The sequence below is a fragment of the Streptomyces sp. NPDC007157 genome, from assembly GCF_040634235.1.
Classification (GTDB): domain Bacteria; phylum Actinomycetota; class Actinomycetes; order Streptomycetales; family Streptomycetaceae; genus Streptomyces.
On the sequence record NZ_JBEYFE010000010.1, the window covers coordinates 245,907 to 262,219 of the forward strand.

Sequence of the window (16,313 nt, forward strand, 5' to 3'; positions counted from 1 at the left end):
GGCCCTTTCTCCTCATCTTCCTCACGACGCATCTCGCCGTGAGACGGATTTGGCACCTTCCCTAGCCGGGAGCCTCGCGAGTGATCGACAGTGATCAGCGATCCACGAGTAACCGACTGGAGGGTTGCCGGGGCTTCATCGGGCCGTATCCCTCTGCCCCTCTGGATGAGCGGTATGCGGTTGTCAACGACCGGTGACCCCAGGACATGCGATGGTCATCGGCGTTGTTCAAGACTGTAACCGAAGGCCAGGACAGTTGAGAGTGTCGTCCGAACCGCGAGATGGATCACACCTCGCAGTGTGATCGTGACAGTGAGGAGCCGCTGACTGTGCTGGAAGAAGTCGAGCGCTGGCTGGCCACCCGCTCCTGGTCCATGAACGATCGCCCGCTGCACCGGATACTCGCCGCCAAGCAGCGCACCGGGCAGTCCGTCTCCGTGGTGCTGCCCGCGCTCAACGAGGAGGCGACCGTCGGCGACATCGTCGCGATCATCCGTCACGACCTGATGCGGCAGGCGCCGCTCGTCGACGAGATCGTGGTCGTCGACTCCGGTTCCACCGACCGTACGGCGGCGGTGGCCGCGGCGGCCGGCGCCCGGGTCGTGCACCGCGACACGATCCTGCCGCGCATCCCCGCCGTCCCCGGCAAGGGCGAGGTGCTCTGGCGCTCCCTCCTGGTCACCACCGGCGACATCGTCTGCTTCATCGACGCCGACCTGCGTGACTTCTCCTCCGACTTCGTCACCGGGATCGTCGGCCCGCTGCTGACCGACCCGGACGTGGACCTGGTCAAGGCGATGTACGACCGTCCGCTCGCCGGCTCGGCCGGACAGGGCGGCCGGGTCACCGAACTGATGGCCCGCCCGCTGCTGAACATGCACTGGCCGCAGCTGGCCGGGTTCGTCCAGCCGCTCGGCGGCGAGTACGCGGCCCGCCGCTCGCTCCTCGAACAGCTTCCCTTCCCGGTCGGCTACGGCGTGGAGCTGGGCATGCTGGTCGACGCCCTGCACCTGGTGGGCCTGGACGCCCTCGCCCAGGTCGACGTGGGGGTCCGCAAACACCGTCACCAGGACGGCCAGGCCCTCGGCCGGATGTCCGCCGCGATCTACCGCACGGCCCAGCTGCGGCTGGCCCGCGGCCACCTGATCCGCCCCTCCCTCACCCAGTTCGAACGCGGTGAGGACGGCTTCGAACCGCGCACCTACTCCGTGGACACCGAGGAACGGCCGCCGATGGCGGAGATCGCCGAGTACGCCGAGCGCCGGGTGGCGTGACTTCTACGTACGGCCGTATACGGCGGCGCGTCGGGCACGGCCGTACGTTTGAGCGTTTCCGGGCCGGGCTAGGTTGTGGCGTATGGCTTCCACCAGCGGTGCTGAGGTGCTGGTCGCGTCCAACCGCGGCCCGGTTTCGTATGAAGTGGGCGAAGGCGGTGCGCTGCACGCCAAGCGGGGCGGCGGCGGGCTCGTCTCGGGTCTGTCGGCGATCGGGCCGGACGCGAACGCGGTGTGGGTGTGCGCGGCGCTGAGCGACGGCGACCGGGAGGCGGTACGGCGGGCCGAGGGCGGCCGGCTGCCGGCCGGGGACACCGGCGGGCAGCAGGTCCGGATGCTCGACATCGACCCGGACGTGTTCTCGGACGCGTACAACGGCATCGCGAACTCGGTGCTCTGGTTCGTCCACCACATGCTCTACCAGACCCCCCTGGAGCCGGTCTTCGACGCGGAGTTCCGGCGGCGGTGGGCGTCGTACCAGGCCTACAACCAGGCGTTCGCGGAGGCGCTGGCGCAGGAGGCGGGCCAGGGTGCGGTGGTCGTCATCCAGGACTACCACCTGGCGCTGGCCCCGCGGATGCTGCGCCGGCTGCGGCCGGATCTCCGTATCGGCCATTTCTCCCACACTCCGTGGGCACCGCCGGACTACTTCCGGCTGCTCCCCGACGACATCGCGGCGGAGCTGCTGAGCGGGATCCTGGGCGCCGATCACGCGGCGTTCCTGACCCGGCGGTGGGCGGACGCGTTCGTGGCCTGCTGTCATGCGGTGCTGGGCCCGGGGATCCCGGCGGCCGGGGAGACCCGGATCGGGGTGCACGGGCTGGGGGCCGACGCGGAGTTCCTGCGGAAGCGGTCCCACCAGCCGGACGTGGACGAGCGGATGCGGGCGCTGCGGGAGGAGATCGGGGAGGGCCGCAGGACGATCGTCCGGGTGGACCGGACCGAGCTGTCGAAGAACATCGTGCGGGGGCTGCTGGCGTACCGGGAGCTGCTCGACGACCACCCCGAGTGGCGGGAGCGGGTGGTGCATGTCGCGTTCGCGTATCCGTCGCGGCAGGACCTCGCCGTGTACCGCGACTACACGGCCGAGGTGCAGCGGGTCGCGGACGACATCAACTCGACGTACGGTACGGCGGGTTGGACGCCGGTGGTGCTGCACGTGAAGGACGACTTCGCCCGCTCGCTGGCGGCCTACCGGTTGGCCGACGTGGCCCTGGTGAACCCGATCCGGGACGGCATGAACCTGGTCGCCAAGGAGATCCCGGTGGTCTCGGACGAGGGGTGCGTGCTGGTGCTCTCGCGGGAGGCGGGGGCGTACGAGGAGCTGGGCGAGGACGCGATGGTCGTGAACCCGTACGACATCGGGGGGACGGCCGCGGCTCTGCAGCAGGCGTTGACCATGGGGGTGGAGGAGCGGGCGGAGCGGACGAAGCGGTTGGCCGCGGCGGCCACCGCGTTGCCGCCTGCGGCTTGGTTTCTCGAGCAGTTGGGGGCGTTGGGCGGGTGAGTTTCCCGGCTGCGGGCCGGTGGGGGCTGGTCGCGCAGTTCCCCGCGCCCCTAAGGGGCGCTCAGCTCGGCCAGGGTTCGCAGTAGCCGTACGACTTCCTCCGGGCCGTCGACCACCAGGTCCGACCGCTCCGCGAGCTCTGTGACCTCCTCGCTGCCGCTGCATACCAACAGGCCCGGGACGCCTTCCGTGCGGAGTTTCTCCACTGCCGCGAAGGCCGGGATGTCGCCGAGGTCGTCGCCGGCGTAGAGGACCGCGCCCGCGCCGATCTCCCGCGCGTACTCGCGCAGTGCCACGCCCTTGTCCATGCCCGGGGGCCGCAGTTCCAGGACCATGCGGCCCGGTTCGACGATCAGGGCGTGGCGGGTGGCCAGGTCGGTCAGGGGGGCGCGGAGGGACTCGAAGGTGGCCTGGGGGTCGTCGGCCCGGCGGGTGTGGACGGCCACGGCATGGCCCTTGTCCTCGATCCAGGTGCCCTGCGCCCCCGCGCCGTCGATGACGGCCGGGAGTTCGGCGCGGACGGCGGCGATGCCGGGGTGCGGCGGGGGCGCGGTGATCTCGCCCGTCGCGGCGTCCCAGCGTTCGGCGCCGTAGTGGCCGAGGACGACGAGGTGGTCCAGGCCGGGGACGCCGGCGAAACCGCCGTAGCGGACGGCGATCTCGGCCGGGCGACCGGTGATGACGGCGACGGCGGCCACCTTCGGCGCGAGGGCGGCCAGGGCCGGTACGGCGCCCGGGTGAGCCCGCGCCTGCTCGGGGTCGGCGACGATCGGCGCGAGCGTGCCGTCGAAGTCGAGGCCGACGAGGGCGGAGCGGGGCTGCGAGAGGAGAGCGGCGAGGCCGTCGCGACCGGCGGGGGTGCGAGGCGAAGGCAGAGGGTTGTCCGTCGGATGCGTACCCATACGGCGACCCTATCGGCGACGCCCAGGACAGCGCGCCCCAAGGGGCGCGGGGCTGTATCCATATGCGGCTCCGCCGCGTGGGCGCGACCGGCCCCCACCGGCCCGCAGGTGCCCCCTGCCGCAAGCCCCCTCAGCGGTCCGACCGCCGCGCGTCCCGCACCCTTCGCAGCCTGTTCACCGTCACCGGGTCATGGGCCAGCGCCCGCTCGTCGTCGAGCAGGGCGTTGAGGAGCTGGTAGTAGCGCACCGGCGCCAGGTCCAGTTCCTCGCGGATCGCCCGTTCCTTCGCGCCGGGGCTCGCAAAGCCCCGGCGTTCCAGGGCGAGGATCGCCTGTTCGCGTGCGCCCAGTTCTTGCCGGTCCATGCCGAGAACCGTAACGCTCAGCCCGTCTTCGTACGGCTGTCCGCCGCCGTCGCCTCGGCCTGGAGCCGGGTGAGCACCGCGGTCGGGTCGCCCGTGGACGTGACCGCCGTGCCTATCTGCTTCTTGACGTCGGCGCTGACCGCGGCCCAGGAGGTCTTTCCGGCCGGGTACAGCTCGGAGGTCGGCAGCTGCTCCAGGAAGGGGAGCAGCTGCTTGTCCTGGCCCTGCGGGGAGTCGGTCATCGTCTGGGACGCGGACGTGGTGACCGGCAGCAGGCCGTACTCGCGGGAGAAGTCGAGGACGTTCTTCTCGCTGTAGACGTAGTCGAGGAAGTCGCCGACCTGCTCCGCGTGACCGTTCTGCTTGAACGCGGCCATCCAGTCGGTGACGCCCATGGAGGCGGTGGTGGTGGTCTGGCCGGCGCGGGCCGGCATCGGGACCGTGCCGAACTTCACGCCCTTCTTCTCGGCCTGCTTGATGAGCGTGGGGTGGCCGTTGAGCATGCCGACCTGGCCGTCGGCGAACGCGGCGAACGCCGTCGCGCGGTTCAGCTTTCCGGGCGCCGTCGGCCCGGTCAGGCCCTTGCCCACCAGCTCGTCCTTGAGCCAGGTGAAGGTGTCGACGTTCTGCGGGGAGTCGATCGTGTAGGTGCCGATGTCGTCGGTGTAGCCGCTGCCGCCGCTGAGCAGCCACTGCATGGTCTCCGCCTGCGCCTCCTCGGGGCCGAGCGGCAGCGCGTACGGGTACTTCACCCCGTGCGCCTTGAGCGCCTCCGCGTCGGCTGCCAGCTCCTTCCAGGTGGTCGGCGGGGTGATGCCGGCCTCGCTGAAGAGGGTCTTGTTGTAGAAGAGGACGCGCGTGGACCCGGCGAAAGGTATGCCGTACTGCGCGTGGCTCCACTGGCCCGCCTCGGCGAGCTGGGAGGGGAAGTCGGCCTGGACCGGGATGGAGAGCAGGTCCCCGGCCTCGTACAGCTCGCCGGCGGCCGCGTAGTCGGCGTACGAGCCGATCTGGGCGAGGTCGGGCGCCTGGCCGTCGGCGACCATCTCCTTGACCTTGCGGTCGACGTCGTTCCACGAGTAGACGGTGACGTCGACCTTCACGTCGGCGTGCTTGGCCTCGTACGCCCTGGCCAGCCGGTCCCAGTACTTCTGGGAGCTGTTGGCGGCGGAGTCTCCGTAGTCGGCGGCGACGAGTCTGAGGGTGACGTCCGAGGATCCGGTCGTCCCACAGCCACCAAGGACCGCCGTCATGCCCGTTGCGGACACCACCGCGATCATTCCTGCCCTACGCCGCCGCACGTGTACTGCCCCTGTCTAACTGTCTCGCTGTTCAACATGTGGACCCATAAGGTCTACACCACGTAAGTGGACTAGACCTCTTGCGGGTCGGAGGGCCACACTGTTCCCGTGAGACATGTCATCGCCCTGGACGTGGGCGGCACCGGAATGAAGGCCGCGCTGGTCGGGCCGGACGGCGAGCTGCTCCACCAGGACCGCCGGGTGACCGGACGCGACCGCGGTCCCGAGTCCGTCGTCGCCGCCATCCTCGACTTCGCCGCCGACCTGTACGCGTACGGCGAGAAGCACTTCGGCGAGGGTGCGGCCGCGGCCGGTCTCGCCGTACCCGGCATAGTCGACGAGCCGAACGGCATCGCGGTCTTCTCGGCCAACCTCGGCTGGCGCGACGTACCCCTGCGCGCCCTCCTCGCCGACCGCCTCGGCATCCCGGTCGCCCTCGGCCACGACGTGCGCGCCGGCGGCCTGGCCGAGGGCCGGATCGGTGCGGGCAAGGGCGCGGACCGCTTCTTCTTCGTGGCGCTCGGCACCGGTATCGCGGGCGGCTTCGGCCTGGACGGCCGGGTGGAGTCGGGAGCGCACGGCTTCGCGGGCGAGATCGGCCACATCGTCGTACGACCGCAGGGGGTGCCGTGTCCGTGCGGGCAGCGCGGCTGTCTGGAGCGGTACGCGTCGGCGGCCGCGGTGAGCGAGGCGTGGGCGAAGGCCACCGGTGATCCGGACGCGGACGCGGCGGGCTGCGCGAAGTCCGTCATGTCCGGCGACCCGAACGCCGTCCGGGTCTGGGAGGAGGCGGTGGCCGCCCTGGCCGACGGCCTGGTCACCGCCCTCACCCTGCTGGACCCGCGCGTCCTGATCATCGGCGGCGGCCTGGCGGAGGCCGGTGACGTGCTGTTCCGGCCCCTGAGGGAGGCCGTACAGAGCCGGGTGACCTTCCAGAAGCTGCCGACCATCGTCCCGGCGGCCCTGGGGGACACGGCGGGGTGTCTGGGGGCCGGGCTCCTCGCCCAGGACCTGTTGACTACGACTACTACTGCGGAGGTAATGCCCTGATGGCTGCCAATGAGCGCAATGACAGCGCCCCGTCAGGGGCGCGGGGAACTGCGCGACCAGCCCCCACGCACCCGCACCCCGGGACGCACGGTCTGGTCCTCGACGGCGCCCGGGTAGTCCTCCCGACCGGAGTCGTCGACAAGGGCCAAGTGGTCGTCGACGGCACGAAGATCGCCGCCACCGCCCCGGAGAACGCCCAGGTCGTCGATGTCACCGGCCACTGGCTCCTGCCCGGCTTCGTGGACATCCACAACCACGGCGGCGGCGGCGCCTCCTTCAGCTCCGGCACCGCGGAGGAGGTCCTCACCGGCGTCCACACGCACCGCGTGCACGGCACGACCACCCTCGTCGTCTCCACCGTCACCGACGACATGGACGTCCTCGCCCGCCAGGCCGGCCTGCTCTCGGAGCTGGCCGAGCAGGGGGAGATCGCCGGTATCCACTTCGAGGGCCCGTTCATCTCCCCGTGCCGCAAGGGCGCGCACTCCGAGGCGCTGCTGCGCGACCCGGACCCGGCGGAGGTCCGCAAGCTGGTCGACGCGGCGCGCGGTCACGCCGCGATGGTCACGCTCGCCACCGAACTCCCGGGCGGCATCGAGTCCGTACGGCTGCTCGCCGAGCACGGCGTGATCGCCGCCGTCGGCCACACCGACGCGTCGTACGAGCAGACGCTGGAGGCGATCGACGCGGGCGCCACGGTCGCCACCCACCTCTTCAACGCGATGCCGCAGATCGGCCACCGCGCCCCCGGCCCGATCGCCGCCCTCCTGGAGGACGAGCGGGTGACCGTCGAGCTGATCAACGACGGCACCCATCTCCACCCGGCCGCCCTGCAGTTGGCCTTCCATCACGCGGGCCCCGACCGGGTCGCGTTCATCACGGACGCCATGGACGCGGCCGGCAGCGGTGACGGCCGCTACCTCCTGGGCCCGCTGGAGGTCGAGGTCACCGACGGGGTCGCCCGGCTGGTGGAGGGCGGTTCCATCGCCGGCTCCACGCTCACCCTGGACCGCGCGCTGCGGCGGGCGGTGACGATCGACCGGCTGCCCGTGGAGCACGCCGTCGCCGCGCTGTCCGCCAACCCGGCGCGGTTGCTGGGCCGTTACGACCGCGTCGGCTCCCTGGAGCCCGGCAAGGACGCCGACCTGCTCGTCCTGGACGCCGACTTCACGCTCAAGGGCGTGATGCGGCAGGGCGCGTGGGTGGTCGCACCGGAGCTGCCGTCGCCCGCCCCGCGCTGAGACGGCGGGCCCCGCCACCTCGATGCGGTGGCGGGGCCCGGCCGGACCACTGGGCGCGTCCTCAGCGCCGCCCGTGGTCGAGGGCGGCGACCTCGCGTACCGCGTCGGCGACGGCCCGGAAGTCCTTCTTCAGGATCGCGCCGTGATTGCTGGCGACCTTCGCGCTGAGCCGGACGTTCGGGTTGCGCTCAAACACCTCGTCGAGACTGGCGCGGATCTCTTCCTGCTCGTCGCCCTTGCTGCCGAGGGAGGTCCCGGAGGCGAGCACGTACCGCACCGGGACGGTGATGCCGTCCAGCACGGGGCCCAGTTCGCTTGCGCGGGAGAGCCTGCCGAGCTCGATGTTGGAGTCCGCCATCTGGGCGGGGGTCAGTCGCGGGGTCAGGCCGGTCGGGCGCAGCAGCGGCATGAACCAGCCCATCCGCCGGAACAGCTTCCGGATCCGCTGCTCCATGGCCTCGTCCAGCCAGTCGTGCGGTGCGGCGCCGTCGACCAGGACCGCGCCCAGGGCACGTCCCGGGTTCCGGGCGGCCCAGTGGGCCCCGACGACCGCCCCGTAGGACCAGCCCACCACCAGCGCCCGGTCCACACCTCTGGCCGCGAGAACGGCGTCGACATCCCGCACGGCGGCCTCGAAGGAGTAGTCCGCCGAGCGCCCCGACTTCCTGCCGCGGGCCCGTTCGTCGTAGGTGATGTGCCGCCACTGCGGCCCCAGTTCGGCGACGACCCGCCCCCAGTACCCCTGCGTGGCGAACTGGCCGTTGAGGTAGACCACCGGGATGCCGCTGCCGCCGCTGTCGGTGACGGCCAGGGCGGTGTCGTCGACCGGCACCATGCCGGTCCACTGCGAACCGGCCGGTGAAATGCTGTCCTTCGTCATCTGTTCCCCCTGATGGTGTGAATCCTGATGGTGTGAACGTGTCCGGTGCCGCTGCTTCTTCAGAGGCTGCGGGCGGTGATGTCGCCGCGTGAGGTGGTGGCGCGGATGTCGAGTCCGGTGGTGCCGTCGTTCTTGAGGGCGTTGCCGACGCGGCCGTAGCCGGTTTCGGCCTCCAGGGCGGCCGAGACGCCGGCGGCGGCGCCGACCGAGATGTCGCCGTCCTGGGTGCGGAGCACGACCGCGCCGCGCACGGCCTCGGTGATCCGGATGTCGCCCCTGGTGGTGCTGATCTCCGCGGGGCCGCCCAGCCGGCCGATCTCGACGTCGCCGTCGAGTGCGGTGAGGCGGACGCCCGCGGCCTCGTCGATCTTGATCTGGCGGTAGGCGCCTTCGAACACGACGTCACCGAGGCGTCCGACACCGCGCAGCTCGGCACCGCTGGTGCGGGCCTCGACGCGGGAGCCGGCGGGCAGCTGGACGGTGACCTCCACGGATCCGGACGGCCCGAAGAGCTGGTTGCCGGAGGCCGCGGCGGTGATCCGCAGGACGCCGTCGGCGTAGACGACGGTGGCCTGCTTGGCGGCCTCGACGTCCCGGCTCTTGGCGGGGTTGGCGGGCAGCACCTCGACGGTGGTGTCGGCGCGGTCCGCGGCGATGAGCTGGACGCGTCCGGCGGGGATCTCCAGGACGACGGAGACCGGGGCGGTGGTGTCGAACTTCTGCATCGTCTTCTCCTGTGACTCGCTGTTTCCGATGAAGGAAAAGCTACGTTGCGTTCATCGATCCAGCAACAGTCCCGTTGCATCAAATAACCATTAACGCAGGTCACAGCCAAGAAAGTGTTGCATTGACTTTAGAGATGAATGCAACGACGATTGCACGTTCGTTGCAATGGATTGGAAGTGAACGCTATGCTGGGTCCGGCAGGACCGCCGAGGACACGAAGGAGACCGCCGATGCCGGGAGGCAGGCTCACCCAGCAGGAACGCCAGCAGATCGCGCTGGGACTGGCCGACGGCCTCGCCTACGCCGAGATCGCGCGCCGCCTCGACCGCCCGACCTCGACGGTCACACGCGAGGTCATGCGCAACGGCGGCCCCACCGCCTACCGCGCCGACCTGGCCCATCGCGCCACCGAACACCGCGCCCACCGGACCAGGCAGACCGCGCCCAGAGTCGCCGGGGCTCCGGCGCCGGCCCACGGACGCGACCCCGAGGCCGTACGGGAGTACGAGGAGACCCTGACCACCGTCATGATGGCTTCGGGCATGACGACGATGCCCGCCCGCGTCATGGCCTCCCTCACCCTCACCGACACCGGCAGCCTCACCGCGGCCGAACTCGTCGAGCGCCTGAAGGTCAGCCCGGCGTCCGTCTCCAAGGCGATCGCGTTCCTGGAGAGCCAGGGACTCGCCCGCCGGGAACAGGGCGAAGGCCGCCGCGAGCGCTACGTCGTCGACGACGACATCTGGTACCAGTCGATGATGGCCAGCGCCCGGTCCACCGCCAAGATCGTCGAGATCGCCCGGCAGGGCGTCGGCGTCCTCGTCCCCGGCACCCCGGCCGCCACCCGCCTGGAGAACATCGCCCGCTTCCTCGACTTCGTCAGCGAGAGCATCGCCCGCGCCGCGGAACAGGCCCGCGAGGTCCTCCACACCAGGCCCGAGGCAGCCTCCTCGGACGAACCGCGACTCTAGGCCGGTCGCCGTCTCTTTGGCATGATCGAGGCCTCCCGACGGACGGCACGGGCATGCACGAGGGAGGTCGCCCGGTGATCCTCACGGTCACGCTGAACACCGCTCTCGACATCACCTACCGGGTCGGCGCACTGCGCCCGCACGCCTCGCACCGCGTCTCGGACGTGACCGAACGGCCGGGCGGCAAGGGGGTGAACGTGGCCCGGGTGCTCGCCGCGCTCGGGCACGGGACGACGGTGACCGGCTTCGCGGGCGGCGCGACCGGGCGCGCGGTACGGGAGCGGCTCGCCGAGGTGCCGGGGGTGCGGGACGCGCTGCTGCCGGTCGCCGGGGCGACCCGCCGGACGGTCGCGGTCGTGGACGAACTGACGGGTGACACGACCCAGTTGAACGAGCCGGGCCCGCAGATAACACCGGCCGAGTGGGGTGCCTTCCTCGACCACTACGAGGAACTGCTCACCGGAGCCTCGGCAGTGGCACTGTGCGGGAGTCTGCCGCCGGGGGTACCGGTGGGGGCGTACGCCGGACTGATAAAGGCGGCCCGTTCCGTCGGTGTCCCCGTCCTCCTCGACACCAGCGGGGAGCCGCTGCGGCGCGGAGTCGCCGCGCGGCCGGACCTGGTCAAACCGAACGCCGACGAACTGGCCGAACTCACCGGCTCCCACGAGCCGTTGCGCGCCACGCAGGACGCCCGACGACGCGGCGCCCGCACGGTGGTCGCCTCCCTGGGCTCACAGGGCCTGCTGGCCCGCACCCCGGAGGGCCACTGGCGCGCGACGCCTCCGGCACCGGTACGCGGCAACCCGACCGGCGCCGGCGACTCGGCGGTCGCCGGCCTGCTCTCCGGCCTGGTGGACCAACTCCCCTGGCCGGCCCGCCTGTCCCGCGCGGTGGCCCTGTCGGCGGCGACGGTACGGTCCCCGGTGGCCGGCGAGTTCGACGGCCCGACCTACGAGAAGCTGCTCGGCCAGGTCACGGTGACGGGGGAGACCAGCAAGGCCGCTACTTAGTGAGGTAGACCTGGTCCAGGACGGCGTTGCACTGGTTGCCGTCGTTGCAGGCGATCACGATCGTGTTGGTGCCCTTGTTCAGGGTGACGTTGGCCCACGTGGTCTTCCAGCCCTTCTCCCAGTCGCCTGCGGGAGTGTTGCCGAAGTTCTTCATGTTCAGCGGCTGGGAATTGGCCTTGTCGTCGACCAGCAGGGTCGCGTTGGCGTCCGCGCCGGGGACGCCGTAGCGCACGTAGAGCCGGTAGGTGCCGGCCTTCTCGATGCCGTCGACCGTCCAGGTGACCTTCGCCCCGACCTGGTTGAAGCCCGTCACATAGATGCCGCCGTCGGCCTTGGCGCCCTTGAACTCGGACGCCGTGGTGGTCCCGCCGTCCAGCCGCAGCGCCTTCGCGTCGGTCTTCGGCAGTTCACCCGAGGCCGACACCGAGCTGGTGCTCGACGGGCTCGGGGAGGCGCTCTGGGACTGGGACGGGGACGTGGAGGCGCCGCCGCTCGCCTTGTCGTCGTCGCCGTTGCCGTTCATCATCGCGACGCTGATGCCTATGACGACCGCCGCGACCACCGCGATGGCGCCGATGAGGAGGCCCTTGGTGTTCGGGCCCCGGCCACGGCCCGACGGCGGCGTCTGCTGGCGGGTGGTCGGCGCGCCGCCCGGGAAGGTCTCCGGGGCCTGGTAGGCCGCGCTCGGCGGCTGGCCGTAGCCGGGCTGCTGCTGCTGCGGGATGGTCTGGCCGCCGTACTGCGGTGCCTGCGGTGCCTGCTGCTGTCCGCCGTAGCTGCGCTCGCCGACCGAGCGCACCCTGCTGACGGCGTTCGGGTAGCCGTAGCCACCGGAGCCGGACGGCGGCTGGGCTCCTCTGGCCTGGCCGTCGGCGTACAGGTAGCCGAACGGGTCGTCGTCCTCGGGCGTGCTCGCGCCGTTGTCGCCGGGCGTCATCCCTTGGTACTCCTCAACAGGTGCGGGCGGATGCGGTACAGGTATTGAGAGTCGAGCCTACCCGGTCTGACTGAGCCAAACGGGTGACTCAGACCGCATCAATGCAGTGACCTGCGGATCATCCGGCGCGGCGATGTTGTTTGGGACGAGATCGTTTCTCTACGTACATCCGCTCGTCGGCGGATTTCAGGACTTCGTCCGCCGACATGCCGCAGTGCGCCCACCCGATGCCGAAACTGGCGCCCACCCGGACCGCCCGGCCCTCGGCGCGGATCGGCTGGATGATCTCGTTGCGCAGGCGTACGGCCAGGTCCTGGGCGTCGGCCTTGCCGAGCCCGTCGGCGAGGATCACGAACTCGTCGCCGCCGAGGCGGGCCACCGTGTCCCCGTCGCGCACCCCCCGGCTGAGCCGCCGGGCGACCTCGATGAGGACCGCGTCGCCCGCGTTGTGCCCGAACCGGTCGTTGATCGACTTGAAGCCGTCGAGGTCGCAGAAGAGCACCGCGAGCCCCTTGGCGCCGTCGTCGCGGCCCTCCTCGGGGGCGACGGTGTGCACATGGTGGTCGTAGCCGTCGTACGACTGCGACGTGCCGGCGAAGTCGAAGCCGTGGCCGTTGACGTCGTAGGCGGGGTGGCCGTAGGCCGCGTCCAGGGACTCCAGGCCGTCGGTGTCGGCACGCCGGCAGAGCCGGGAGGCGAGCCGGGAGCGCAGTTCGGCGGAGTTCGGCAGGCCGGTGAGGGAGTCGTGGGAGGCGCGGTGGGCGAGCTGGAGCTCGCGGCGCTTGCGCTCCTCTATGTCCTCGACGTGGGTGAGGAGGAAGCGGGGGCCGTCGGCCGCGTCGGCGACGACGGAGTTGCGGAGCGAGACCCAGACGTACGTGCCGTCACGGCGGCCGAGGCGGAGCTCGGCGCGCCCGCCCTCGGCGGAGGTGCGGAGCAGGGTGCCGATGTCCTCGGGGTGGACCAGGTCGGAGAAGGAGTAGCGGCGCATCGCGGAGGCGGGGCGGCCCAGCAGGCGGCACAGGGCGTCGTTGGTGCGCAGTATTCGGCCGTGCTGGTCGCCGCCCATCTCGGCTATCGCCATGCCGGAGGGGGCGTACTCGAAGGCCTGCCGGAAGGACTCCTCGCTGGCGCGCAGGGCCTGCTGCTCGCGCTCCAGCCTGACCAGCGCCCGCTGCATGTTCGCACGTAGACGCGCGTTGCTGATGGCGATCGCGGCCTGGAAGGCGTACATCTGCAGGGCCTCGCGGCCCCAGGCGCCGGGGTGGCGGCCGTTGCGCGGGCGGTCCACGGAGATCACGCCGAGCAGTTCACCGCAGGAGCTGCCCGATATACCGGGCGTGTACATGGGGGCGAAGAGGCGGTCCGAGGGGTGCCATTCGTCCTCGAAGCGGGGCGCGGGGCCGTCGGTGTACCACTGCGGGACGTCGTCGTCGTCGAGGACCCAGCCCTCGGTGTGCGGTATGAAGACGAGGTCGCCCCACTTCTCGCCCATGTTCAGCCGCCGGTCCCAGGAGTCCCGGGAGCCGACCCGGCCGGTGATCAGGGCCTCGGCGGCGGAGTTGCCGGACAGGGCCGCGACCACGAGATCGCCGTCGGGGCGTACGAGGTTCACGCACGCCATCTCGAACCCGAGGGCGGTGATCACACCGTCGGCGACGGTCTGCAGGGTGTCCGCCAGACTGCGGGCCGTGTTCATGTCGGCCATGACCTGGTGCAGTTGTCGCAGGGACGCAAGACGGACGTAGGGTTCCGACTCGGTCTCCATGTTCGCCCTCCCCCCGAGACCTCGCAGCGAATCAAGGGTCTGCTTCGGCGCTACTTTTCCCCGCCACTGAATCACAGTGCGCTGCCCACTCGGTACACAGGGTCAACAATTAATGCCCCTTGTGACTCAAGTCACAGTAGAACATGAGCAATTGCGTGGAGTTTCTGCGTTTTCCCTGTGCGTTTACCGAACACAGCCTTTGTAGGTGTGTGCACATGATGCACGTTACGACCTTTCACCACCCCGCCCTTGGTCCTAGGACCCGGCTCGGGCCGATGGCCGATGCGCACACGCAGGGGCCGACACTAGCGTTTCCGGCGTGCTGAAGACTCCCTCCCCCGCCGCCGCAGAAACCACCGGGCATGCTGTGGGGGTGAGCAACGAAGCGTTCAAGGCGGCCCTGACCCGGCTCGCCGCCGGCGTGGTCCTGGTGACCGCGCAGGAGCCGTCGCTGGACCCGGACGACCCGCTGGCGCCGACGGGCGAGGACGTCGGCATGACCGCCACCGCGTTCATGTCGGTATCGCTGGATCCGCCATTGGTGCTGGTCAGCCTGCGTGAGGGCTCCCGGATGGACGACCTGCTCGACGAACAGCCACGGTGGGCGGTCTCCGTGCTCACCGAGAGCCAGCGCCACATCGCCGGCCGCTTCGCGATGAAGGGCCGCATCAGCGACCGCCTGCTCTTCGAGGACATCCCGTACGTGCGCGGCGAGGCCTCGGGCGCGCCGCTGGTCGGCGGCGCCCTCGCGACCCTGGAGTGCCGCACCGAGCAGCGGCTGACGGCCGGCGACCACACCCTGGTGATCGGCCGCGTCCTCACCGCCGAACTCCCGAGCGCGGAAGGCGGACCGCTGATGTATTTCCGGGGTCGGTACCGGCAGCTGGAATGAAACCGCGCGGTCTGTTTTTCATTTCCGCGAGCACGCTTTCCTCGGGCGCGGACCGAAAGGCCGTTTCCGGGACGCGAGACATGCGATGCGATCGCGAACGAACGGGAAAGACATGACCCGTGCCGGGCGACGCCCGACCGGTCGCGACCGAGAATCCCGGTGAACTCGGAATCCCGGTGATCTCACCGAGGGGAGGACCTCCGGCGATCTCGCCGTGCGGAAGACCTGGAAGATCCGAGGACGGCCGTCAGGACCAGTCGCGGCCCGTGCGGCCCCGTTTGGTGTCCGACCGCTGCTTCTTCTCCCGCAGCCGGCGTTCGTTGATACCGCGTGGGATGCGGGTCGGGGTGCGGGGCTTGGGCGGGGGCGCGGTGGCCTCGGCGAGGAGGGCGGCGAGGCGTACGGCGGCGGTCTCGCGGTTGCGCCACTGGGAACGGTGCTCGGACGCCCGTACGACGACCACGCCGTCGACGAGCCGCCCGGCCAGCCGCGCCAGCGCCCGCTCCTTCCACACCGGCGGCAGCGCCGCGGTGTTCGCGAGGTCGAAGCGCAGCTCCACCTGTGAGTCACTGGTGTTGACGTGCTGGCCGCCCGGCCCGGACGACCGCGAGAAACGCCAGTTGAGCTCGGCCTCGGGGAGCGAGACGGAGCCACGGATGACATACGGACCGGACATGCCCCCATGGTCGCGCGCCTGACCGGCACACGTCACCCGAATATCGCCCATCACCCGTTTGGCAAAGAAAGTAAAGCGAGCTGGAACCTTCGGTACCCCTCGTGGCGTTCATACGGGTAGCTGTAGCTTCAAGCCCGTACGCCGCACGGCCGTACGCAAACGAGGGAAAGGACTCCCGACCATGGCTGTAAGCCTGTCCAAGGGTGGCAACGTCTCGCTCACCAAGGAGGCTCCAGGCCTGACCGCCGTCACCGTGGGCCTCGGCTGGGACGTCCGCACCACCACCGGCACGGACTTCGACCTCGACGCCTCGGCGATCGCGGTCAACACGCAGGGCAAGGTCTACTCCGACGCCCACTTCGTCTTCTTCAACAACAAGCAGACCCCGGACAACACGATCGTCCACACGGGCGACAACCGCACGGGTGAGGGCGCCGGCGACGACGAGGCGATCAACGTCAACCTGGCGGCCCTCCCGGCCGACATCGACAAGATCGTCTTCCCGGTCTCGATCTACGACGCGGAGACCCGCTCGCAGAACTTCGGCCAGGTCCGCAACGCCTACATCCGCATCGTCAACCAGGCCGGCGGCGCCGAGATCGCCCGCTACGACCTCTCCGAGGACGCGGCCACCGAGACGGCGATGGTCTTCGGCGAGCTGTACCGCAACGGCGCGGAGTGGAAGTTCCGCGCGGTGGGCCAGGGCTACGCGTCCGGCCTGGTCGGTATCGCCCAGGACTTCGGCGTCAACGTCTGACCGACGCTGCGCTGTGCGGGAGCCCCTGGCCGTCTGGTTGCGGCCGGGGGCTCCCGG

16 protein-coding genes and 1 riboswitch are annotated in these 16,313 nt (G+C 70.9%); of the genes, 8 read left to right on the plus strand and 8 right to left on the minus strand.

The window, feature by feature from the left end; genetic code table 11:
- Positions 1-9 precede the first annotated feature (9 nt).
- Positions 10-172, minus strand: a riboswitch (SAM riboswitch).
- Between the two features lie 157 nt (positions 173-329).
- Both ABZ642_RS20745 and ABZ642_RS20750 read left to right on the plus strand, forming a co-directional pair.
- Positions 330-1,274, plus strand: a complete 945-nt coding sequence (locus tag ABZ642_RS20745; protein ID WP_360485762.1) for a glucosyl-3-phosphoglycerate synthase — start codon at positions 330-332, stop codon at positions 1,272-1,274.
- A gap of 82 nt (positions 1,275-1,356) precedes the next feature.
- Positions 1,357-2,781: a trehalose-6-phosphate synthase gene (locus tag ABZ642_RS20750; RefSeq protein WP_360485765.1), complete on the plus strand. Its 1,425-nt coding sequence runs from the start codon at positions 1,357-1,359 to the stop codon at positions 2,779-2,781.
- A gap of 50 nt (positions 2,782-2,831) precedes the next feature.
- Here the strand turns inward: ABZ642_RS20750 and otsB are convergent, their stop codons facing one another.
- The 3 genes from otsB to ABZ642_RS20765 all read right to left on the minus strand — a co-directional run bounded on the left by otsB (position 2,832) and on the right by ABZ642_RS20765 (position 5,327).
- Positions 2,832-3,683, minus strand: a complete 852-nt coding sequence (gene otsB / locus ABZ642_RS20755; protein WP_360485768.1) for a trehalose-phosphatase — start codon at positions 3,681-3,683, stop codon at positions 2,832-2,834.
- 130 nt (positions 3,684-3,813) lie between these two features.
- Positions 3,814-4,047, minus strand: a complete 234-nt coding sequence (locus ABZ642_RS20760; protein ID WP_360485771.1) for a DUF3263 domain-containing protein — start codon at positions 4,045-4,047, stop codon at positions 3,814-3,816.
- 17 nt (positions 4,048-4,064) lie between these two features.
- The gene (locus ABZ642_RS20765) at positions 4,065-5,327 is read right to left on the minus strand and encodes an extracellular solute-binding protein (protein WP_360485992.1); all 1,263 of its coding nucleotides are present in this window, start codon (positions 5,325-5,327) and stop codon (positions 4,065-4,067) included.
- A gap of 129 nt (positions 5,328-5,456) precedes the next feature.
- Here ABZ642_RS20765 and ABZ642_RS20770 point away from each other — a divergent pair, with 129 nt between their 5' ends.
- A complete protein-coding gene (locus ABZ642_RS20770) occupies positions 5,457-6,398 on the plus strand; it encodes an ROK family protein (protein WP_360485774.1) in 942 nt (313 codons plus the stop codon).
- Positions 6,398-7,639 carry an N-acetylglucosamine-6-phosphate deacetylase gene (gene nagA / locus ABZ642_RS20775; RefSeq protein ID WP_360485777.1) on the plus strand — a complete coding sequence of 414 codons (1,242 nt, stop codon included), beginning with the start codon at positions 6,398-6,400 and terminating at the stop codon, positions 7,637-7,639. Before ABZ642_RS20770 ends, nagA begins: the two co-directional genes overlap by 1 nt.
- Positions 7,640-7,700: 61 nt before the next feature.
- Here the strand turns inward: nagA and ABZ642_RS20780 are convergent, their stop codons facing one another.
- Complete coding sequence (locus tag ABZ642_RS20780; RefSeq protein WP_360485780.1) at positions 7,701-8,519, minus strand: alpha/beta hydrolase; 819 nt, start codon at positions 8,517-8,519, stop codon at positions 7,701-7,703.
- A gap of 59 nt (positions 8,520-8,578) precedes the next feature.
- On the minus strand, positions 8,579-9,244 hold the full coding sequence (locus tag ABZ642_RS20785; RefSeq protein WP_360485782.1) for a DUF4097 family beta strand repeat-containing protein: 666 nt from the start codon (positions 9,242-9,244) through the stop codon (positions 8,579-8,581).
- A 231-nt stretch (positions 9,245-9,475) separates the two neighbouring features.
- Between ABZ642_RS20785 and ABZ642_RS20790 the strand changes: the two genes are divergently transcribed.
- Positions 9,476-10,216: a helix-turn-helix domain-containing protein gene (locus ABZ642_RS20790; protein WP_360485785.1), complete on the plus strand. Its 741-nt coding sequence runs from the start codon at positions 9,476-9,478 to the stop codon at positions 10,214-10,216.
- A 74-nt stretch (positions 10,217-10,290) separates the two neighbouring features.
- Entirely contained in the window at positions 10,291-11,226 is a 936-nt protein-coding gene (locus ABZ642_RS20795; RefSeq protein WP_360485788.1) for a 1-phosphofructokinase family hexose kinase, read from the plus strand.
- On the opposite strand, the gene ABZ642_RS20800 is transcribed toward ABZ642_RS20795, so the two are convergent.
- Positions 11,219-12,163 carry a carbohydrate-binding protein gene (locus ABZ642_RS20800; protein WP_360485791.1) on the minus strand — a complete coding sequence of 315 codons (945 nt, stop codon included), beginning with the start codon at positions 12,161-12,163 and terminating at the stop codon, positions 11,219-11,221. The genes ABZ642_RS20795 and ABZ642_RS20800 overlap by 8 nt on opposite strands.
- Before the next feature lie 118 nt (positions 12,164-12,281).
- Positions 12,282-13,931, minus strand: a complete 1,650-nt coding sequence (gene cdgB / locus ABZ642_RS20805) for a diguanylate cyclase CdgB (RefSeq protein WP_360485794.1) — start codon at positions 13,929-13,931, stop codon at positions 12,282-12,284.
- A 319-nt stretch (positions 13,932-14,250) separates the two neighbouring features.
- On the opposite strand from cdgB, the gene ABZ642_RS20810 reads away from it, so the two are divergent.
- Positions 14,251-14,823: a flavin reductase family protein gene (locus ABZ642_RS20810; RefSeq protein ID WP_360485796.1), complete on the plus strand. Its 573-nt coding sequence runs from the start codon at positions 14,251-14,253 to the stop codon at positions 14,821-14,823.
- A gap of 247 nt (positions 14,824-15,070) precedes the next feature.
- On the opposite strand, the gene arfB is transcribed toward ABZ642_RS20810, so the two are convergent.
- Positions 15,071-15,499, minus strand: a complete 429-nt coding sequence (gene arfB / locus ABZ642_RS20815) for an alternative ribosome rescue aminoacyl-tRNA hydrolase ArfB (RefSeq protein WP_360485799.1) — start codon at positions 15,497-15,499, stop codon at positions 15,071-15,073.
- Positions 15,500-15,680: 181 nt separating this feature from the next.
- Between arfB and ABZ642_RS20820 the strand changes: the two genes are divergently transcribed.
- Positions 15,681-16,256 (plus strand): TerD family protein, encoded by a 576-nt coding sequence (locus tag ABZ642_RS20820; RefSeq protein WP_351484356.1) that lies wholly within the window; start codon positions 15,681-15,683, stop codon positions 16,254-16,256.
- The last annotated feature ends 57 nt before the right edge of the window (positions 16,257-16,313 follow it).